The sequence below is a fragment of the Paraburkholderia sp. genome (assembly GCF_036488505.1).
Lineage (GTDB): Bacteria > Pseudomonadota > Gammaproteobacteria > Burkholderiales > Burkholderiaceae > Paraburkholderia.
Genome location: NZ_DASXHN010000422.1, coordinates 1 through 18,930, shown reverse-complemented (window position 1 = coordinate 18,930; position 18,930 = coordinate 1). Strand labels below are relative to the sequence as shown.

20 protein-coding genes are annotated in these 18,930 nt (G+C 64.3%); 4 read left to right on the top strand and 16 right to left on the bottom strand.

The window, feature by feature from the left end; translation table 11 throughout:
* The first annotated feature begins 55 nt into the window (after positions 1-55).
* On the top strand, positions 56-859 hold the full coding sequence (locus tag VGH68_RS24480) for an SDR family oxidoreductase (protein WP_331606293.1): 804 nt from the start codon (positions 56-58) through the stop codon (positions 857-859).
* A 146-nt stretch (positions 860-1,005) separates the two neighbouring features.
* Here the strand turns inward: VGH68_RS24480 and VGH68_RS24475 are convergent, their stop codons facing one another.
* The 10 genes from VGH68_RS24475 to VGH68_RS24430 all read right to left on the bottom strand — a co-directional run bounded on the left by VGH68_RS24475 (position 1,006) and on the right by VGH68_RS24430 (position 9,154).
* Positions 1,006-2,016 carry an inorganic phosphate transporter gene (locus VGH68_RS24475; RefSeq protein WP_331606292.1) on the bottom strand — a complete coding sequence of 337 codons (1,011 nt, stop codon included), beginning with the start codon at positions 2,014-2,016 and terminating at the stop codon, positions 1,006-1,008.
* Positions 2,016-2,642 (bottom strand): DUF47 domain-containing protein, encoded by a 627-nt coding sequence (locus tag VGH68_RS24470; RefSeq protein WP_331606291.1) that lies wholly within the window; start codon positions 2,640-2,642, stop codon positions 2,016-2,018. The genes VGH68_RS24475 and VGH68_RS24470 overlap by 1 nt, the downstream gene beginning before the upstream one ends.
* A gap of 152 nt (positions 2,643-2,794) precedes the next feature.
* A complete protein-coding gene (locus VGH68_RS24465; protein ID WP_331606290.1) occupies positions 2,795-4,183 on the bottom strand; it encodes a replicative DNA helicase in 1,389 nt (462 codons plus the stop codon).
* A gap of 132 nt (positions 4,184-4,315) precedes the next feature.
* Positions 4,316-4,768 carry a 50S ribosomal protein L9 gene (gene rplI, locus VGH68_RS24460; protein WP_331606289.1) on the bottom strand — a complete coding sequence of 151 codons (453 nt, stop codon included), beginning with the start codon at positions 4,766-4,768 and terminating at the stop codon, positions 4,316-4,318.
* A gap of 27 nt (positions 4,769-4,795) precedes the next feature.
* Complete coding sequence (rpsR, locus tag VGH68_RS24455) at positions 4,796-5,071, bottom strand: 30S ribosomal protein S18 (RefSeq protein ID WP_013588504.1); 276 nt, start codon at positions 5,069-5,071, stop codon at positions 4,796-4,798.
* Positions 5,072-5,073: 2 nt separating this feature from the next.
* A complete protein-coding gene (priB, locus tag VGH68_RS24450) occupies positions 5,074-5,373 on the bottom strand; it encodes a primosomal replication protein N (RefSeq protein ID WP_331606288.1) in 300 nt (99 codons plus the stop codon).
* A 72-nt stretch (positions 5,374-5,445) separates the two neighbouring features.
* On the bottom strand, positions 5,446-5,820 hold the full coding sequence (gene rpsF, locus VGH68_RS24445) for a 30S ribosomal protein S6 (protein ID WP_013089311.1): 375 nt from the start codon (positions 5,818-5,820) through the stop codon (positions 5,446-5,448).
* A gap of 324 nt (positions 5,821-6,144) precedes the next feature.
* Positions 6,145-7,221: an anti-sigma factor family protein gene (locus tag VGH68_RS24440; protein WP_331606287.1), complete on the bottom strand. Its 1,077-nt coding sequence runs from the start codon at positions 7,219-7,221 to the stop codon at positions 6,145-6,147.
* The gene (locus VGH68_RS24435; protein WP_331606286.1) at positions 7,211-8,071 is read right to left on the bottom strand and encodes an RNA polymerase sigma factor; all 861 of its coding nucleotides are present in this window, start codon (positions 8,069-8,071) and stop codon (positions 7,211-7,213) included. The genes VGH68_RS24440 and VGH68_RS24435 overlap by 11 nt, the downstream gene beginning before the upstream one ends.
* Before the next feature lie 168 nt (positions 8,072-8,239).
* A complete protein-coding gene (locus VGH68_RS24430) occupies positions 8,240-9,154 on the bottom strand; it encodes a substrate binding domain-containing protein (RefSeq protein WP_331606285.1) in 915 nt (304 codons plus the stop codon).
* A gap of 173 nt (positions 9,155-9,327) precedes the next feature.
* Here VGH68_RS24430 and gcl point away from each other — a divergent pair, with 173 nt between their 5' ends.
* The 3 genes from gcl to VGH68_RS24415 all read left to right on the top strand — a co-directional run bounded on the left by gcl (position 9,328) and on the right by VGH68_RS24415 (position 13,025).
* Positions 9,328-11,103: a glyoxylate carboligase gene (gene gcl, locus VGH68_RS24425; RefSeq protein ID WP_331606284.1), complete on the top strand. Its 1,776-nt coding sequence runs from the start codon at positions 9,328-9,330 to the stop codon at positions 11,101-11,103.
* Between the two features lie 148 nt (positions 11,104-11,251).
* Entirely contained in the window at positions 11,252-12,061 is an 810-nt protein-coding gene (gene hyi / locus VGH68_RS24420) for a hydroxypyruvate isomerase (protein ID WP_331606283.1), read from the top strand.
* A 55-nt stretch (positions 12,062-12,116) separates the two neighbouring features.
* Positions 12,117-13,025 (top strand): 2-hydroxy-3-oxopropionate reductase, encoded by a 909-nt coding sequence (locus tag VGH68_RS24415; RefSeq protein WP_331606282.1) that lies wholly within the window; start codon positions 12,117-12,119, stop codon positions 13,023-13,025.
* 285 nt (positions 13,026-13,310) lie between these two features.
* On the opposite strand, the gene VGH68_RS24410 is transcribed toward VGH68_RS24415, so the two are convergent.
* The 6 genes from VGH68_RS24410 to VGH68_RS24385 all read right to left on the bottom strand — a co-directional run.
* The gene (locus VGH68_RS24410; protein ID WP_331606281.1) at positions 13,311-14,351 is read right to left on the bottom strand and encodes an asparaginase; all 1,041 of its coding nucleotides are present in this window, start codon (positions 14,349-14,351) and stop codon (positions 13,311-13,313) included.
* Positions 14,352-14,453: 102 nt separating this feature from the next.
* Entirely contained in the window at positions 14,454-15,380 is a 927-nt protein-coding gene (locus tag VGH68_RS24405; protein WP_331606280.1) for a CysB family HTH-type transcriptional regulator, read from the bottom strand.
* Between the two features lie 100 nt (positions 15,381-15,480).
* A complete protein-coding gene (locus VGH68_RS24400; RefSeq protein WP_331606279.1) occupies positions 15,481-16,539 on the bottom strand; it encodes a sulfate ABC transporter ATP-binding protein in 1,059 nt (352 codons plus the stop codon).
* Positions 16,540-17,547 (bottom strand): sulfate ABC transporter permease subunit CysW, encoded by a 1,008-nt coding sequence (gene cysW / locus VGH68_RS24395; RefSeq protein ID WP_414696982.1) that lies wholly within the window; start codon positions 17,545-17,547, stop codon positions 16,540-16,542.
* Positions 17,548-17,555: 8 nt separating this feature from the next.
* Positions 17,556-18,452: a sulfate ABC transporter permease subunit CysT gene (gene cysT / locus VGH68_RS24390; RefSeq protein WP_331606277.1), complete on the bottom strand. Its 897-nt coding sequence runs from the start codon at positions 18,450-18,452 to the stop codon at positions 17,556-17,558.
* Positions 18,453-18,595: 143 nt separating this feature from the next.
* Positions 18,596-18,930: substrate-binding domain-containing protein (locus tag VGH68_RS24385; protein WP_331606276.1), on the bottom strand; the 335-nt coding region annotated here is incomplete at its 5' end.

Genomic DNA, 18,930 nt, shown 5'->3' with positions numbered 1-18,930 from the left:
CCATCGCGCCGATCTGCTATCGTCTTCGATATTCTTCTGACGGCGGGTGGCGACGATGGAACTCGGGTTGAAAGACAAGGTGGTCTTGATCACCGGCGGCAGCAAAGGCATCGGCTTCGCCTGCGCTCGCGCCTTCGCGCGGGAAGGCGCGAAAGTCGCGATCGTCTCGCGCGACCCTGCGAACCTGGCGCGTGCGTACGAGCAGTTGAAACAGGAGGGGTTCCACGTGCATCGCACCCGGGCGGATCTGCACGAACCCCACAGCGCCGCCGATATCGTCGACGAAGTCAGCGGCGCGGTCGGCCCAATCGACGTACTGATCAACAGCGCCGGCGCGGCGCGCCGCTACGATCCGGAAACGCTCGACGCCGACGCGTTCCGCGCGACGATGGAAGCGAAATATTTCCCCTATATCTATCCGCAACAGGAAGTGTTGCGCCGTATGGCTGAACGCGTCAAAGCCGGCGGCGCGGAGCCGGGCACGATCGTCAATATCATCGGCATGGGCGGCAAGATCGCCAGCGACATCCATATCGCGGGGGGCGCGGCCAATGCGGCGCTGATGCTGGCGACCGTCGGCCTTGCGCACTACTACGCGCGCTACGGGATCCGCATTAACGCAATCAATCCGGGTTCGACGCTGACCGAGCGCGTCGAGGAAGCGGTCAAGCTCGAGGCAGCGCAGCAAGGCATCGGCAGCGAAGAAGCGCTCGCGCGCGGTCAGGCCAAGATACCGCTCGGGCGCTACGCGAAGCCGGACGAAATCGCCGACGTCGCGCTGTTCCTTGCGAGTCGTCGCGCGAGCTATGTGACAGGCGCGATCATTCCGATGGACGGCGCGAATGCACCGTTGATCTGATCGGGGTCTTTCGATCGGACTTGCGTGCGGCCGCGTCGGAGGCGGCGAAATCGCGCGCTATGGGAACGATGAGAGAGGCGAAAGCCGGTCAGGCAGAGCGGGCTAGATTAACGGCGGGCGTACAGAGCGAAAGTGACACCGCGGCACTACAGGAAGTGGTGACCCAGCCACCATGCAGCGCTGGACAACACCGCGGACGCCGGAATCGTCAGAATCCACGCCCATACGATATTGCCGGCCACGCCCCAGCGCACCGCGCTCAGCTTCTGCGTCGCCCCGACGCCGACGATCGCGCCGGTAATCGTATGCGTGGTCGACACCGGAATGCCGAGCCACGACGCAGTAAATAGCGTGATCGCGCCGCCCGACTCCGCGCAGAAGCCGCCGACCGGCTTGAGCTTGGTGATCTTCTGACCCATCGTGCGCACGATGCGCCAGCCGCCGAACAGCGTGCCAAGACCCATTGACAGATAGCAGCCGCCGATCACCCACAGCGGCGGTGCGTCCGCATTCATCGACGCAAAACCGGTCGCGATCAACAGCATCCAGATGATGCCGATGGTCTTCTGTGCGTCGTTACCGCCGTGGCCGAGGCTATACAGCCCGGCAGACACCAGCTGGAGGCGTCGAAAGCGCCGGTCGACCTTGCTCGGCGGCGTGCGGAAATACAGCCACGACACCAGCAGCATGAAAAACGACCCAAGCACGAAGCCGAGCAGCGGCGAAATGAAGATGAACGCGACGGTCTTCATCAGGCCATCCCAATTCAGCGAGCCCCAGCCCGACTTCGCGAGTGCCGCGCCCACGAGGCCGCCGATCAGCGCGTGCGACGAACTGGACGGAATGCCGTAGTGCCACGTGATGATGTTCCACCCGATCGCGCCCATTAGCGCGCCGAAAATCACGTAATGGTCGACGATGTTGGGATCGATCGTGCCTTTGCCGACCATCGCCGCCACCTTCAGATGGAACACGAAATAGGCGATCACGTTGAACGCCGCGGCGAACGCGACCGCCTGCTGCGGCTTCAACACACCGGTCGACACGACCGTCGCGATCGAATTCGCCGCGTCGTGAAAGCCGTTCATGAAATCGAATACCAACGCAATGGCGACCAGGCCGATGACGACCCAGATAGCGAGTTGTATCGAGTGCATTATGCGTTTTCCAGCACGATGCCTTCGATGATGTTCGCTACATCCTCACACTTGTCGGTGATCGTTTCGAGCAGTTCGTAAATCGCCTTCAGTTTGATCAGCACCTTGACGTCGTCTTCCTCGCGGAACAGCTTCGACATCGCCGCGCGCAGCACGCGGTCGGCTTCCGATTCGAGCCGGTCGATGTCCTCGCAGGCCTTCAGAATCTGGCTGGCTTGCTTCATGTCCGACAGAAGGCTTACCGCGAACTGCACGCGCTCGCAGGTCGCCGTGCAGATATGCGCGAGCTGGCTCGCCTCCGACGTGACGGCCTGCACGTCGTACAGCGAAATGGCGGTGGCGACGTCCTCCATCAGGTCGAGGATGTCGTCCATCGTGGTGATCAGCTTGTGGATCTCGTCGCGGTCGAGCGGCGTGATGAAGGTCTTGTGCAGTAAGTCGATCGTTTCGTGCGTGAGCTTGTCGGCAGCCTTTTCGGCCTTCTGCACGTTTTGCTTGTGGACTTCGGCGTCCTGGAGATTGTCGATCAGCAGCTCGAGTTCGCGGCTCGCCGAGATAATGCACGTTGCATGCGCATTGAAGATTTCAAAGAACTTGCCCTCGGTGGGCATGAATCGACCGAACATTGGGATCCTGGAAATGGGTCACGTGATGGCTGACATAAAACTGCCACATTGTACCGTCGTGTAACCGATGTCGCACTTTTGACAGCATCGTTACAACACAGCGGCGGCATCGCGTCGCCCCCTCGCGGCACCGGCGACGGCGCCCGGGTGCATCAGTCGCCGCCGTAGAAGTTTTGCACGCCGGCAAAATTGTCGAACTTCGTGTATTGGCCGTGGAACGTGAGGCGAACCGGGCCGATAGGGCCGTTCCGCTGCTTGCCGATGATGATTTCCGCGGTGCCCTTGTCCGGGCTGTCCGGGTTGTAGACTTCGTCGCGATAAATGAACAGGATCACGTCGGCGTCCTGTTCGATCGCGCCCGATTCGCGCAGGTCGGACATGATCGGCCGTTTGTTCGGACGTTGTTCCAGGCCGCGGTTGAGCTGCGACAACGCAATCACCGGCACGTCGAGCTCCTTGGCGAGACTCTTCAGCGAACGCGAGATTTCCGAGATTTCAGTCGCGCGATTTTCGCCGGACGACGAACCGCTCATCAGCTGCAGGTAATCGATGATGATCAGGCCGAGTTTGCCGCACTGACGCGACAACCGGCGCGCGCGCGAGCGCAGTTCCATCGGGTTCAGAGCGCCGGTCTCGTCGATGAAGATTTGCGCCTCGCTCATTTTTTGCACGGCGTGCGTGAGCTTCGGCCAGTCCTCGTCGGTCAGCCGGCCAGTGCGCATGCGGTGCTGATCGAGCCGGCCGACCGAGCCGAGCATCCGCATCGTCAGCTGCGTACCCGGCATTTCCATCGAGAACACCGCGACCGGTAGCCCGTATTCCACCGCGACGTATTCGCCGATATTCATCGAAAAGGCCGTTTTACCCATCGACGGACGGCCCGCGACGATGATCAGCTCGCCACCGTGCATGCCCGAGGTCATGCGGTCGAGATCGACGAAGCCGGTCGGCGTGCCCGTCACGTCGCTCGGATTGGCGGTGTGATAGAGCGTGTCGATCCGCTCGACGACCTGGGTGAGCAGCGGTCCGATTTCGAGGAAGCCCTGGGTGCCGCGCGCGCCGTCTTCTGCGATCGAAAATACCTTCGATTCCGCCTCGTCGAGCAGTTGCCGGACTTCCTTGCCTTGCGGGTTGAATGCGTCCGCGGAGATTTCATCGGCGACGGAGACAAGCCGGCGCAGTACCGCTCGGTCGCGCACGATTTCCGCGTAACGGCGGATATTGGCCGCGCTCGGCGTGTTTTGTGCGAGCGCGTTCAGGTACGAGAGACCGCCGACCTCTTCCGCCTTGCCCGACGTGCCGAGCGCCTCATACACCGTAACCACGTCGGCGGGACGCGTTGCCGCGATCAGCTTGCCGATGTGCTCGAAGATGATGCGGTGGTCGTAGCGGTAGAAGTCGCTTTGCGCGAGGAAATCGGCGATGCGATCCCAGGCGGCGTTATCGAGCAGCAGGCCGCCCAGTACCGATTGCTCGGCCTCGATCGAATGCGGCGGGACTTTCAGCGACTCGAGTTGGGGATCTTTGGACGGTGCGTTCATGGAGGGGAATTATCGGGTAATCCGTCAGTTGCGGCGAGCGAAAAAACGGAAAAAGCGGGCACAAAAAAGCAGGGGCCGGTTGCCCGGCCCCTGCTCTTCGCCAGCAACGCGCTGGCTCATCCCGCCTGATGCTTAAACGTGCTCGCCGATCACGGCCACCGTCACATCGACGAGAACGTCGGTGTGCAGCGAAACCTGCACAGGGTGCTCGCCAACCATCTTCAGCGGGCCTTCCGGCAGGCGCACTTGCGCCTTTTCCACTGCGAAGCCTTGCTTGCCGAGCGCGGCGGCGATGTCGGCGTTCGTTACCGAGCCGAACAGACGGCCGTCGACGCCGGCTTTCTGGCTGATCTGAACCGTCTGGCCTGCGAGCTTTTCGCCCTGAGCCTGAGCGGCTGCCAGCTTTTCAGAGGCGACCTTTTCGAGTTCGGCGCGGCGCACTTCGAATTCGGCCAGCGCTTCCTTCGTTGCACGGCGAGCTTGCTTGTTCGGGATCAGGAAGTTACGTGCGTAACCGTCCTTGACCTTCACGATATCGCCCAGGTTGCCCAGATTGACGACTTTTTCCAGAAGAATGATTTGCATTCGGATGCTCCTTATCGCGTCGTCGGGTTAGGCCTTATGCTGGTCGGTGTACGGCACCAGCGCGAGGAAACGCGCGCGCTTGATAGCCGTGTCCAGCTGGCGTTGATAGTGCGCCTTCGTACCCGTGAGACGTGCCGGCGTGATCTTGCCGTTCTCGCCGATGAAGTCCTTCAGCGTTTCGATGTCTTTGTAGTCGATGTATTCGACGCCAGCAGCCGTGAAACGGCAAAACTTCTTGCGCTTGAAAAGCGGGTTTTGTTGCTGACGACGTTTGTCGAATTTCTTACCAGTCGGGCGGGGCATGTTCAGTCCTTTCCAATGTCCTGCAATGCTGTGATGTGAAATACCAGAGTTCGCGCGTTACGGTGCTTTTTCGCCAGAAAACCCGTGAAGAGCGTTTCGACGCCCATCTGACAGCTTTCGAGCTGACCGCTCGCCTCGCCCGCGGCTACCGCCTGCATCATCAGTTCGACTTGACGGGCAATGCCCGCCTCGACGACTTCCGTGCGGTGGAGCAACGTGCAGCTTGCAATCGGAACGCCGGCGGGGGTATACCGCACCGGTTCGCGTTCGACGACGCTCGCCGTGAGTTGCAGCCGGTTCATGTACCTGTATTAGCTTCGTGTACCTGAGCGAAAACGACGCTGCGCAGTGTCTGGCAGCTTAAATAACGTGTTTTAAGCCTGCGCTTCGGTCGGCTGAGCGGCTGCCGACTTCTTGGCTTCCTCGCGCTGCACTTCCTTCATCATCGGCGAAGGACCGGTTTCGGCCTTCTTCATCTTGACGATGAGGTGACGCAGAACGGCGTCGTTGAACTTGAACGCGTGTTCCAGCTCGTCGAGCGTGGTCTGGTCGCATTCAATGTTCATGCAGACGTAGTGAGCCTTCGCGAGTTTCTCGATCATGTAGGCCAGTTGACGGCGGCCCCAGTCTTCGACGCGGTGGATTTGACCGCCGTGCGACGTGATCGTGCTCTTGTAACGCTCGATCATGGCGGGCACCTGCTCGCTCTGGTCCGGATGCACGATAAAAACGATTTCGTAATGACGCATTACACACTCCTTGTGCTGACTTTTGGATAGAAGCCGCCCGGGCGTCGGAACCGGTGCGGCAAGTGAGAAGCCGAAGAATATAACGCGAAGAGGGCCGGATTGCAAGATATACCGCCAATCCGGCGCGCGAATCGGGTGTGTTTTCAAGGATTTACGGGTGGCCGGCGGCGAGGCGGCCGAAAAACGCGTTGGCGAGGCGGGATGGCGGAGCGCCGCATCTCGTGCGCAGCCCCGCCCGACCAGCCCACGGCTGCTGTCCTAAGGTGCTGGCCCGGCGTCGCGCTCCTCTCGGTCCAGGTGGTCTCCCCGCGCCGTTGCCGCTCGTTAACCGGCCTCCGTACGCTGGCTGCCGCTGCGCAGGCGCGCCTTCAGCGCCGCTTCGAGGCCGCCGAGCGCGTCGGGTGCCGCGTCCGTGATCGCCCACCAGGTCATGCCTTGCGCATCCCAGTGCGCGATCGAATAGCCGTCGTGCGCGAGCACGGCGGGCACCGCGCCGTCGATTCCGCGAGCCGTGCCGCCCGATGCGGGCTGCGGAAACACATACACATCGATCACATGCTTGCCATAGCGGTACACGAGCACCGCGACCCGCTGATGCGCGAGATAGTCGAGCCGGCCGCCTTCCAGTGCGAAACCGCTCGCCGCGAGATCCTCGACCGGCGGCGAATAATCGAGCCGGCCGTTAAACCATGGCTTGACCGTATGCCGGTCGGTCGAAATCACGTCGATGTCGCGGCCCGATATCTGCGCGCGCACATGGCTTTGCACCAGCTCATCGGTGAACTGGGTGGATTCGGCTGTGCCACGCAGATTCAGCGTGACCACTGCCGTCACCGCGCACAACGCGATGACCAGCGCGACGAGCCCGCCGCGCGTGACCATGCGTCCCGCGCCGCCAGCGACCGGGGCGCCGAGACCTCCCCAGTCTGCGAAAGCACCTGGCGAGCTGCCTCGACCGCCTCGCCCGCCTGAACCGCCTGAACCAGCTGAGCCCTCTGCCCCTCCAGAACCGCTGAACCCACGCAGCCATCCGTTCAGCCGGGAGGACCACCACGCCCGTGGCCCCTGACGCCGCGGCGTTTGCGCCGCGATGTCCGCGCGCGGTGCGGCGGCGAACCCGCCAGCCTCCGCTGACCCATCGCTGCGCGCCGCCGTGGCCTGCATCGCCGACGTTTCGTCGAACGCCGCGGGCAACGCGGCGACGATGGCCGCCCGCAACGACGCCGGCGCGCGGTGATACGGCGCCGCGCGCAGCGACCCGCTCAGCGCGCGCAGATTGTCGCTGGCGCGCCGGCAGTCGTCGCAGCTCGCGATATGCTGCTGCACGCGCTGCGCATCCGGCGCCGGCAATTCATGATCGGCATTCGCATCGAGAAGCGGCCGAGCTTCGTTACAGTCCATCCGGCGTCTCCTGAGCAGACTCCGCGGCAGCGCCGGGGATATTGAGGGGCCGGCCGTCCGCGAACGTCCGCAGTTGTGTGATCGTCGCGGCCATGGGTGCGCTGGTCGCGGCCGGCGCGGCGCGGCCTTCGCCACCACTTCGTGCGGGCCTCGCGGATGGCACGGATGGCACAGAGGACATCGACGACATCGATGCCGCCCCGCCCTCGGGCGTCGCCTTACGGGCACCAGCCCGTTGCCCACGTCCGCAATCCGCCGGCGTCCCCACGCCACGCTCGGCCATCAGCATCTGCGCCAACTTGCGCCGGCCGCGCGCCAGCCGCGACATCACCGTACCGATCGGCACATCGGCAACCACCGCGATCTCCCGATACCCCATCTCCTCGAGTTCGCGCAGGATCAGCACCTCGCGGTACTCGACCGGCAGGCGCGCCAGCGCGTCATGCACCTGCCGCGCATCCTCGTCGCGGATCAGAAGCGCCTGCGGATCGTCGCCGCCCGCGCTCCAGCCGTCGAAGGTCGCCTCGTCCATCGTTTCGTCGAATTCGAGCATGTCGTGCGACGGCGCGCGCCGCCGCCATTCCGTGTACCAGGTGCGGCGCACGATCGCGAGCAGCCAGGGCCGCGCGGACTCGCCGCGGAACGTATCGAAGAAGCGGAACGCGCGCATGAACGCCTCCTGCACGACATCGTCGGCGTCGTGCGGGTTGCCGCACAGCCAGCGCGCCAGGTTGTACGCGGCGTCCAGATGCGGGAGCGCCAGCTGCTGGAAGCGGCGGCTTCTGGCGGCATCGGCATCGGCATCGAGATCGCGCCGCGTGCGGGTGGCGTCTGAATCGGTCTGGACCACGTGGGTCCCTCCAGGGGCATGGCGGCTGCGTTGTGCGGTGGCGCTCGTCGATCGCGTCGCGCGGTCGTTCGCGACGCTCCTTTCACCACATAACCGGCCACAGAGCGCGTTTATTCCCTCGCTACCCGCGAATTCACAAAAAGACCGGCGCGGCCCCGCTATCGTCAGCTAGTACGACGGCCGGCTCCAGTAATCGCCGCTCGCGTACACCTCTTTCAGATAATCGATGAAATAGCGCACCTTGGCCGGCACGTAGCGCTGTTGCGGATAGACCGCGAGGATGTCGTAGTCGGGCAGCGCGTACTCGTCGAGCACCGTTTCAAGCTCGCCGCGCGCGAGTTGTTGCTGGATTTCCCACGTCGAGCGCCAGCCGAGCCCGAGCCCTTCGGAGACCCAGCGGTGCAGCAGTTCGCCGTCGTTGCAGTCCAGCGTGCCGCCCACCCGCACCGTGGCGAGCTTGCCGTTACGGCGGAAGTACCAGCCGCGGTTCTGGCCGCCCTGCAGATTGAACGCGAGACAGTTATGGGCCGGCAGATCTTCGAGCGTTTTCGGCTTGCCGTGGCGGCGAAAATACTCCGGCGTGCCACACACGACTCGCCGGTTCGACGCGAGCTTCACCGCGACGAAATTGGGATCGACCGCGCCGCCGATGCGAATCGACACGTCGTACCCCTCGCGCACCAGATCGACGACCCGGTCGGTCAGGTTGAACGACATCTGCAATTCCGGTTTGCCGGCGAGAAACGCGGGCGCGAGCGGCGCGACGTGCTTGCGTCCAAACGCGGCCGGTGCCGACACGATCAGATGCCCGCTCACCGCGCGTCGTCCCGCGCTCAACTCGTTTTCCGCCTGATCCCATTCGGCAAGCAGCCCCCGGCAGCGTTCGAGAAACGCGGCGCCGTCCTCGCTGACCACCAGCCGCCGCGTCGTGCGATACATCAGCTTCACGCCGAGGCGCTTTTCGAGCGCATCGATACGCCGGCCGAGAATCACCGGTGACACGCCCTCTTCCAGCGCCGCCGCCGCGAGACTGCCGGCCTCGGCGACCCGCACGAAGGTTTCGATCTGTTTGAAGCGATCCATGTTCGTCTCCCGCCTGCTGTTTTTCTTTCTAGCTGGCGCGCCGGCCGTCGCGCCGCGAGCTATTCAATACTTTTTGTTTCGAAATAAGCGACCCGTGCTGATCTTATCAAACCTTTATCACAGGCCTACAGTGTCCTCCAACAGACCCGATTACCGACATTGAGGAGACATGCATGGCCAAGATGAGAGCCGTCGACGCCGCCGTTCTGGTGCTCGAAAAAGAAGGTATCGATACTGCGTTCGGCGTGCCCGGCGCCGCGATCAACCCGTTCTACTCGGCAATGCGCAAGGCGGGCAACATCAGCCACGTGCTGGCCCGCCACGTCGAGGGCGCCTCGCACATGGCCGAGGGCTACACGCGTGCCCGGCCGGGCAACATCGGCGTGTGCATCGGCACGTCGGGCCCCGCCGGCACCGACATGATCACCGGTTTGTATTCCGCCCAGGCCGACTCGATCCCGATTCTGGCTATCACGGGCCAGGCGCCGCGCGCGCGTCTTTACAAGGAAGACTTCCAGGCCGTCGATATCGAATCGATCGCGAAGCCGGTCACCAAGTGGGCCGTGACCGTGCGCGAACCGGCGCTGGTGCCGCGCGTATTCCAGCAGGCATTTCATCTGATGCGCTCGGGCCGGCCGGGCCCGGTGCTGGTCGATCTGCCGATCGACGTGCAACTCGCCGAAATCGAATTCGACATCGACACCTACGAGCCGCTGCCGGTGTACAAGCCGAAGGCGACGCGCAAACAGATCGAAGCGGCGCTGAGCTTGCTGAACGACGCCGAGCGGCCGCTGATCGTCTCCGGTGGCGGCGTGCTGAACGCGGTAGCGGAAGACCTGCTGGTGGCATTCGCCGAAACCGTCGGCGTGCCGGTGATTCCGACGCTGATGTCGTGGGGCGCGATTCCCGACGATCATCCGCTGATGGCCGGCATGGTCGGCCTGCAGACCTCGCACCGCTACGGCAACGCGACGATGCTCGCGTCCGACTTCGTGCTCGGCATCGGCAACCGCTGGGCGAACCGTCATACCGGCAGCGTCGACGTGTATACGAAGGGCCGCAAGTTCGTGCACGTCGATATCGAACCGACACAGATTGGCCGCGTGTTCGGCCCGGATCTCGGCATCGTGTCCGACGCGAAGGCCGCGCTCGAACTGTTCGTCGACGTGGCGGGCGAATGGAAAGCCGCGGGCAAGCTGAAGGACCGCAGCGCGTGGGTCGCCGAGTGCCGGCAGCGCAAGCAGACGATGCTGCGCAAGACGCACTTCGACAACGTGCCGATGAAACCGCAGCGCGTATACGAAGAGATGAACCAGGTGTTCGGCCGCGATACCTGCTACGTGAGCACCATCGGCTTGTCGCAGATCGCCGCCGCGCAATTCCTGCACGTGTACAAGGCGCGCAACTGGATCAACTGCGGCCAGGCCGGCCCGCTCGGCTGGACGATTCCGGCGGCGCTGGGCGTGCGCGCGGCCGATCCGCAACGACCGATTGTCGCGCTCTCGGGCGACTACGACTTCCAGTTCATGATCGAAGAGCTCGCGGCCGGCGCGCAATTCAAGCTGCCGTACGTGCACGTCGTGGTGAACAACTCGTATCTCGGGCTGATCCGCCAGGCGCAGCGTGCGTTCGAAATGGACTACTGCGTGCAGCTCGGCTTCGAGAACATCAACTCGCCGGAGATGAACGGTTATGGCGTCGATCACGTCGCGGTGGCCGAAGGATTCGGCTGCAAGGCGATTCGCGTTTTCAAGCCGGAGGAACTGAGGCCGGCTTTGCAAAAAGCCCAGGCGATGCTCGGCGAGTTCAACGTGCCGGTGATCGTCGAAGTGATTCTGGAGCGCGTGACCAACATCTCGATGGGCACCGAGATCGACGCGGTCAACGAATTCGAGGAACTGGCCGCGACGCGCGAGGACGCTCCGACCGCGATCAGCCTGCTCGACTGACTATTGCCCCCTTCAAGGCGTCCGCCTTATTCGCGGCGCGCGCAATGCGCGAGGGCCGGGTTATACCCGCCGCCCTCGCGCCGCTTGCGCGCCTATGCGGTTGCGCGTGCACGCCCTTCCCCTGACCGACCTGAGAGGATCAAGCACCATGCCGAAATTCGCAGCGAACCTCACCATGCTGTTCAACGAAGTGCCGTTCCTCGAACGTTTCGCCGCAGCGGCCAATGCCGGCTTTAACGCCGTCGAATTCCTGTTTCCGTATCCGTATGCGATAGCCGATCTCGCCGAGCAATTGCAGCGTCACCGGCTCAAGCTGGTGCTGCACAACCTGCCCGCCGGCAACTGGGAAGCCGGCGAGCGCGGCATCGCGTGTCTGCCGGATCGCGTCGCCGAGTTTCAGGAAGGCGTCGGCCGCGCGATCGACTATGCGAGCGCATTGAACGTGCCGCAACTGAACTGCCTGGTCGGCATTCCGGGCCCGAACCTCGATGCGGACACGGCGCGCGCGACGATCGTCGACAACCTGCGCTTTGCCGCGCGCGAGCTGAAGAAGGCCGGCATCAAGCTGCTGGTCGAGCCGTGCAACGCGTACGACATTCCGGGCTTCGCGCTGAACCGCTCGCGCGACGGGCTAGACGTGATTCACGCGGTCGGCTCGGACAATCTGTTCCTGCAGTACGACATCTATCACATGCAGCGGATGGAAGGCGAACTCGCGGCGACGATCGAAAAGAACCTCGCGAAAATCGCGCACATCCAGCTTGCCGACAACCCCGGCCGGCATGAACCGGGCACCGGCGAAATCAACTATCCGTATCTGCTCGCGCTACTCGATTCGCTCGGCTACGACGGCTACGTCGGCTGCGAATACAAGCCGCGCACCACAACCGAGGCTGGACTCGGCTGGGTGCAGAGCGTTGCCGGACAGCGGCGTGGCGCCGCACACGCGGCCGCTTGAGATCGCCCGAGCCCGCCAGCGCGCACCAACCCTACAACCCAGGAGACTTCCACACATGGCAAAGATCGGCTTCATCGGACTCGGCATCATGGGCGCGCACATGGCGCGCAACCTCATCAAGGGCGGCCACTCGCTGTTCGTGAACGGCGCCTATCCGGTGCCGGACGACATCGCGAAGATGACCAGCGTGGTTGCGAACTCGAGCGCGGTCGCACAGGCGGCCGAGATCGTCATCATCATGGTGCCGGACACGCCGGACGTCGCCAACGTGCTGTTCGCCGATGACGGCGTCGCCGCCGGTCTCACGAAAGGCAAGCTCGTGATCGACATGAGTTCGATCTCGCCGCTCGACACGCAAGCCTTTGCGAAGAAGATCAACGCGCTCGGCGCCGACTATCTCGACGCGCCCGTGTCCGGCGGCGAAATTGGCGCGCGCGATGCGTCGCTGACGATCATGGTCGGCGGTCCGGAACAGGCATTCGCGCGAGCCAGGCCGCTGTTCGACCTGATGGGCAAGAACGTGTCGCTGATCGGCGAGAACGGCGCGGGGCAAACCTGCAAGGTCGCGAACCAGATCATCGTCGCGCTGAATATCGAGGCGGTCGCCGAGGCGTTGCTGTTCGCGTCGCGTTCGGGCGCGGATCCCGAGCGCGTGCGCCGCGCGCTGATGGGCGGCTTCGCGTCGTCGCGAATTCTCGAGGTGCACGGCGAGCGCATGACCAAACGCGCATTCGATCCGGGCTTCCGGATCGAGCTGCACCAGAAGGACCTGAATCTCGCTCTCGACGGCGCGCGCAAGCTCGGCATCGCGTTGCCGCATACCGCAAGCGCGCAGCAACTGTTCAGCGTGTGCGCGGCGAACGGCGGCAAAGCATGGGATCACTCGGCGATGGTGCGGGCGCTCGAAATCATGGCCAATCATGAGGTCGCGCAGGCACCGGGCGATGAGGCGAAGGCGGCTTGAATTGCCGGTGGTCGAGCTGGCCGTGACGACGGCTTCTGCGTGAGCCGCGTCAAGGCAGCCACAGGTGGGGCGCCTGTTGGCCCCGTGGGAACTGCGCGGAGCAACGGGCAAATCGTGCCGCTCTGGGCTGAGGGCGGCAAGTGGGGTCCGCAGCGGCACCCGGCGGCGCCGGGGAAGCCTTGGTCGGTCAGACGTCGTCGTCGGGTGTCCGGCTGTCGGATTCAGCGTGCTGTCTTTCAGCACTGCCGCCGTGCGTCTGCGGCAGCGCAGAGCGCAGCAAAGCGGTCAATAGGTATCGAAGACCTTCTGCAACGCCGCGGCGCCGGTCACGCCCGCGGCAAGCGCCAGCATCAGCAACACTCTCGTCTTGTACGGATTCAGCGCTCCGGCGCTGACGAAACCGAGCGCGTCGTCGGCGGCCGCGCCATTGCGCATCACATGCCCCGAGCCGACGCGCGACGAGCGCACCACCGCCACCCCGCGCGACGCGGCCTCGGCGAGCGCCTGTTGCAGCGCCTGATGAATCGACCCATTGCCGGTTCCGGCCACGACGATGCCACGCACGCCGGCGGCAACCAGCGCATCGACCGCAACGCGCGACACCCCTGCATAACTCGCGACGATTTCCACAGCCGGCCACGCGGTTCCGATCGAGAACTCGCTCGTGAGCGTATGCGCGCGCACCACCGCACGTTGGATGTCGACGCGGCCGTCCTGCACCCAGCCGAGCGCGCCGATCTCCGGCGACTGGAACGCATCGACCGCATAGGTACTGGTCTTCACGACGTCGCGCGCGCTATGAATCCGGTTGTTGAACGCGACCAGCACGCCCTGCCCGCGCGCGGCCGCATGCGCGGCAACCGTCACCGCGTTCAGCAGATTGAGCGGACCATCGGCCGATAGCGCCGACGCCGGGCGCATCGCCGCGGTCAGCACGACGGGCTTGTCCGACTTGACGGTGAGGTGCAGCAGGTACGCGGTTTCTTCGAGCGTGTCGGTGCCGTGCGTGATGACCACACCGTCGACGTCGTCGGCGGCGAGCAGCGTATTGACGCGTTGCGCAACGGTGGTCCACAGCGGCAACGCCATGTCCTTGCTGTCGATGCTGGCGATCTGCTCGGGCGCGATCCGCGCGACCGTGGATAGCGCCGGCACCGCCGACAGCAACTGATCGACACCGACGACGCCCGCCTGATAGCCGGAGGTGTTGGTCACATCCGCCGCCGCGCCGGCGATCGTGCCGCCCGTCGCCAGAACGGCGATGCGTGGCAGCGCCAGCGTCGCGCTCGGGCCGGGAGAAACCGGGTAGGAGGAAGAGGTAGTCATGGCGACGATTGTAAGCGACGCGCCACGTGCGGCCATGCGTGAAAGCGTGCACGCGGTTCACGCCGCGCGCGCGAAATCATGCCATCGGTTAATGCTTCGACTTCAAGCCGCCTCGCGCAACTGCGCCGCAATATCTGCCTCGCTCAACTGCGGCGCGAACATTTCGATCAGCCGGTACGCGTACGCGCGCAGGAACGCCCCTTTGCGCAAACCAAGACGCGTCGTGCTGGCCTCGAACAGATGCTGCGTATCGAGCGCGACCAGTTCGCTGTCGCGCTTCGGATCGAAGGCCATCGCCGCGACCACGCCGACCCCCATGCCGAGCTCGACGTAGGTCTTGATCACGTCGGCGTCGATCGCGGTCAGCACGACGTCGGGCAATGCGCCCGCTTTCGCGAACGCCTGGTCGATATGCGAGCGCCCGGTGAAATCGTGGTCGTAAGTGACGATCGGAAATTCGGCGATCTCGTCGAGCGTCACATTGGGCCGGCCCACCAGCGGATGATTCTTCGGCACCACGACGATGTGATGCCACGAATAGCACGGGAACGTGACGATGTCGGGGAATCGATCGAGCGCTTCGGTCGAGATGCCGATGTCCGCCTCGCCGTTGATGATCATCTGCGCGATCTGCTGCGGGCTGCCTTGACGCAGCGCGAGGTGAACTTTCGGGAACACCTGGGTGAATTGCCGGACCACCTTGGGCAGCGCATAGCGCGCCTGGGTGTGCGTGGTCGCCACGACCAGATGGCCGCTGTCCTGATCCGCATACTGGCGCGCGACGCGGCGCAGATTCTCCGCGTCGAGCAGCATCCGCTCGATCAGCTGATGCACGGCCTTGCCCGGCTCCGTGAGTCCCGTCAGCCGCTTGCCGCGGCGGATAAAAATGTCGACGCCGAGTTCGTCCTCGAGATCCTTGATCTGCTTGGACACGCCCGACTGCGACGTGTACAGCACGTTCGCCACTTCGGTCAGATTCATGTTCTGCCGCACGGCTTCGCGCACGAAGCGCAATTGCTGGAAATTCATGGTGTTGTCTCCGGTTTCCCGAGAGTCGAGTTATTGAAGTCTTCGGGTTTCGGCTGGATGTCGATACCGCAACGGGCGGCTCGCGCGCCGCCCGCGTCCGTCATTGCGCCGGGAACACGCGCAACGCGCGCGGCACCGCGCTCACGCCGTCACCGACCGCGAGTTGCAGATCGCGCCACGTCTCGCGATCGAGTTCGGCTTCGAGCAGATTGCCGTCGCGGCCCGCCAGCTCGACGCGCACCGAGCCGCCGAGCGTCACCACGCGCCGCACGTCGACGACGATACCTTCGCGATGCCCGGCCGCCTGCGGATACAGCTGCAGATCGTGCGGGCGCACATAGGCGAACGCCGGACCGCTGAAGTCCGCGGCAATCGCGACCGGCAGCGCGGCGCCATCGACGACGAAACCGCTGGCATCGACACTGCCGTGCAAACGGTTCGCCGCACCGAGAAACTCGTAGACGAACGGTGTCTGCGGGTGGTCGTACACGTCCTGCGGACTGCCTACCTGCTCCACATGCCCGCGATTGAGCACGACGATGCGGTCGGCCACTTCAAGCGCTTCTTCCTGGTCGTGCGTGACGAAGATCGTCGAGATATGCAGATCGTCGTGCAAACGCCGCAGCCAGCTGCGCAATTCCTTGCGCACTTTCGCGTCGAGTGCGCCGAACGGTTCGTCGAGCAGCAACACCTTCGGCTCGACGGCGAGCGCGCGAGCCAGCGCGATGCGCTGCCGCTGACCGCCCGACAGTTCCGACGGATAACGCTGCGCGAGCCAATCGAGTTGCACGAGCCTGAGCAGTTCATGCACCTTCTCGCGGATCACCTTCTCGGACGGCCGCTCGCCGCGCGGCTTCACGCGCAGGCCGAACGCGACGTTCTCGAACACCGTCATATGACGGAACAGCGCGTAATGCTGGAACACGAAGCCGACTTCGCGCTCGCGCGCGCCGACCGACGCGACGTCCTGACCTTGCAATTCGACCTGGCCGCCGTCCGCGTATTCGAGGCCGGCGATCACGCGCAGCAACGTCGTCTTGCCGCAGCCCGACGGTCCGAGCAACGCGACGAGTTCGCCCGGCGGAAAATCGAGCGACACGTTATCGAGCGCGACGAAATCGCCGAAGCGCTTGTTCAGGTTCCGAACGGTGATACCCATTTACAGCTCTCCTTGCTTGAGCGGGTGTCGCTGCGACGCTGGCGTGGCGTTGACGACAAACGAGCGTGACGCGGATCGCGCCGCAGTGGGGCCCGCGGCGCCCGACGACGAAGCGCCGGCCGATGGTACCGGCCCAGCATGCGCGGGCACGTCGCCGGCAGCCGACGATTCCGCCGACATATGGCGCTCGGCCAGCAGCTTCAGCCCGAGGGTCACGAGCGCGAGCAGCGCGAGCAGCGAGGCCACCGCGAACGCGGCCGAGAAGTTGTATTCGTTATAGAGAATCTCGACGTGCAGCGGCATCGTATCGGTCTGCCCGCGGATATGGCCCGACACCACCGACACCGCGCCGAACTCGCCCATCGCGCGCGCATTGCACAGAATGACGCCATACAACAGACCCCATTTGACGTTGGGCAGCGTGACGCGGCGGAAAATCTGCCAGCCCGACGCGCCCAGCACGTGCGCGGCTTCTTCCTCATCGTTGCCCTGTGCCTGCATCAGCGGAATCAGCTCGCGCGCGACGAACGGGAAGGTGACGAAGATCGTCGCCAGCACGATACCCGGCACCGCGAAAATGATCTGCACGTTGTGATCTTCGAGCCACGGGCCGAACCAGCCCTGAGCGCCGAACATCAGCACATAGATCAGCCCCGAAATCACCGGCGACACCGAAAACGGCAGATCGATCAGCGTGGTCAGCAGCGCCTTGCCGCGAAATTCGAACTTCGCGATGCACCATGACGCGACGAGACCGAACACGAGATTCAGCGGCACAGCGATCGCGGCGGTGATCAGCGTCAGTTTGATCGCCGACAGTGCATCGGGATCGGCGAGCGCTTCGAAGTAAAAACGCAGCCCCTTGTTCAACGCCTGATAGAACACCGCGGCGAGCGGCACGACCAGAAACAGCGCGAGAAACAGCAGCGCGATGCCGGTCAGCAGCCAGCGCACCGCGGGCCGCTCGGTGACCGGATCGGGGCGGCGCGCAGCGTTCGGCCGAGTCATGGCGCGGCTCATTGCGCACCTCCAGGCACCGCGACATGCGTTGCGGCAGCCGGTGCCGGCCCCGCGCCGCCCCGGCTCGTGCGCCGCTGCAAGTACCACTGCAGCGTGTTGATCAACAGCAGCATCACGAACGACACGACCAGCATCACCACCGCAAGCGCGGTGGCCCCCGCATAGTCGTACTGTTCGAGCTTCGTGATGATCAGCAGCGACGTGATTTCCGACTTCATCGGCACGTTGCCGGCGATAAAGATCACCGAGCCGTATTCGCCGAGCGCGCGTGCGAACGCGAGCGCGAAACCCGTCAACAGCGCCGGGAACACGCCCGGCAGCACGACGCGGCGAAACGTCAGCCAGCGCGACGCGCCCAGGCACGCCGCCGCCTCCTCCTGCTCGCGCTCGAACTCCTCGAGCACCGGCTGCACGGTGCGCACGACGAACGGCAAACCGATAAACGTCAGCGCGACCAGCACCCCCGCCGGCGTGAACGCGATCTTGATGCCGAGCGGTTCGAGAAACTGGCCGATCCAGCCATTACCGGCGTACACGGCCGCGAGCGAAATGCCGGCCACCGAGGTCGGCAGCGCGAACGGCAGGTCGACCACCGCATCGACGATGCGCTTGAATGGAAACGAATACCGCACCAGCACCCACGCGACCAAAAAGCCGAACACCGCGTTGATCAGCGCGCCGCCGAACGCGGAGAAAAACGTCAGGCGATACGACGCGAGCACGCGCGGCGAACTGACCGCGCGCAGGAACTGCGCCCAGTCGAGCGTGGCGGTCTTCAGAAAGGTGGCCGCCAATGGAATCAGCACCACGAGGCTCAGATAAGCCACCGTGATGCCGAGTGTGAGGCCAAAGCCGGGCAATGCGCTCGGCTTGCGGAAGGTGAACGTCGTCATGCTCGATACTCTGTGGTCAGTTGATGCCTGCTCGCGCGGCCGCCAGCGGATCCGGCCGGCCCACAGCGCGCCCGGGGAGCGCGCCGGAAAAAAACCGGCGGGAAGCCATGCTTCCCGCGTCCGAACCTCGGCGCCCTCTTTGCTTACTGCGGCTGGTAGATCGAATCGAACACGCCGTCGTCCGCGAAATGGGTCTTCTGCGCATTGGCCCAGCCGCCGAACGAATCGTCGATCGTATAGAGCTTCAGCTTCGGAAACTTCGCGGTCAGCTCGGCCGGCACCTTGTTCGAGCGCGGACGATAGAAGTTGCGAGCGGCGATCTCCTGCCCCTCTTCGCTATAGAGGAAATTCAGATACGCTTCGGCGAGCTTGCGCGTGCCGTGCTTGTCGACGACCTTGTCGACCACCGCGACCGGCGGCTCGGCCAGAATGCTCACCGACGGCACGACGATTTCAAACTTCTCCGGACCGAATTCCT

What these genes read in the sequence shown, in the direction of transcription:
- VGH68_RS24470 (WP_331606291.1), bottom strand. Translation starts at nt 2,642, where the DNA reads ATGTTCGGTCGATTCATGCCCACCGAGGGCAAGTTCTTTGAAATCTTC.
- VGH68_RS24475 (WP_331606292.1), bottom strand. Translation starts at nt 2,016, where the DNA reads ATGCACTCGATACAACTCGCTATCTGGGTCGTCATCGGCCTGGTCGCC.
- VGH68_RS24480 (WP_331606293.1), top strand. Translation starts at nt 56, where the DNA reads ATGGAACTCGGGTTGAAAGACAAGGTGGTCTTGATCACCGGCGGCAGC.
- VGH68_RS24430 (WP_331606285.1), bottom strand. Translation starts at nt 9,154, where the DNA reads ATGGATCGCTTCAAACAGATCGAAACCTTCGTGCGGGTCGCCGAGGCC.
- VGH68_RS24415 (WP_331606282.1), top strand. Translation starts at nt 12,117, where the DNA reads ATGGCAAAGATCGGCTTCATCGGACTCGGCATCATGGGCGCGCACATG.
- VGH68_RS24405 (WP_331606280.1), bottom strand. Translation starts at nt 15,380, where the DNA reads ATGAATTTCCAGCAATTGCGCTTCGTGCGCGAAGCCGTGCGGCAGAAC.
- rplI (WP_331606289.1), bottom strand. Translation starts at nt 4,768, where the DNA reads ATGCAAATCATTCTTCTGGAAAAAGTCGTCAATCTGGGCAACCTGGGC.
- cysW (WP_414696982.1), bottom strand. Translation starts at nt 17,547, where the DNA reads ATGACTCGGCCGAACGCTGCGCGCCGCCCCGATCCGGTCACCGAGCGG.
- VGH68_RS24465 (WP_331606290.1), bottom strand. Translation starts at nt 4,183, where the DNA reads ATGAACGCACCGTCCAAAGATCCCCAACTCGAGTCGCTGAAAGTCCCG.
- VGH68_RS24440 (WP_331606287.1), bottom strand. Translation starts at nt 7,221, where the DNA reads ATGGACTGTAACGAAGCTCGGCCGCTTCTCGATGCGAATGCCGATCAT.
- gcl (WP_331606284.1), top strand. Translation starts at nt 9,328, where the DNA reads ATGGCCAAGATGAGAGCCGTCGACGCCGCCGTTCTGGTGCTCGAAAAA.
- VGH68_RS24410 (WP_331606281.1), bottom strand. Translation starts at nt 14,351, where the DNA reads ATGACTACCTCTTCCTCCTACCCGGTTTCTCCCGGCCCGAGCGCGACG.
- VGH68_RS24400 (WP_331606279.1), bottom strand. Translation starts at nt 16,539, where the DNA reads ATGGGTATCACCGTTCGGAACCTGAACAAGCGCTTCGGCGATTTCGTC.
- hyi (WP_331606283.1), top strand. Translation starts at nt 11,252, where the DNA reads ATGCCGAAATTCGCAGCGAACCTCACCATGCTGTTCAACGAAGTGCCG.
- cysT (WP_331606277.1), bottom strand. Translation starts at nt 18,452, where the DNA reads ATGACGACGTTCACCTTCCGCAAGCCGAGCGCATTGCCCGGCTTTGGC.
- priB (WP_331606288.1), bottom strand. Translation starts at nt 5,373, where the DNA reads ATGAACCGGCTGCAACTCACGGCGAGCGTCGTCGAACGCGAACCGGTG.
- rpsF (WP_013089311.1), bottom strand. Translation starts at nt 5,820, where the DNA reads ATGCGTCATTACGAAATCGTTTTTATCGTGCATCCGGACCAGAGCGAG.
- rpsR (WP_013588504.1), bottom strand. Translation starts at nt 5,071, where the DNA reads ATGCCCCGCCCGACTGGTAAGAAATTCGACAAACGTCGTCAGCAACAA.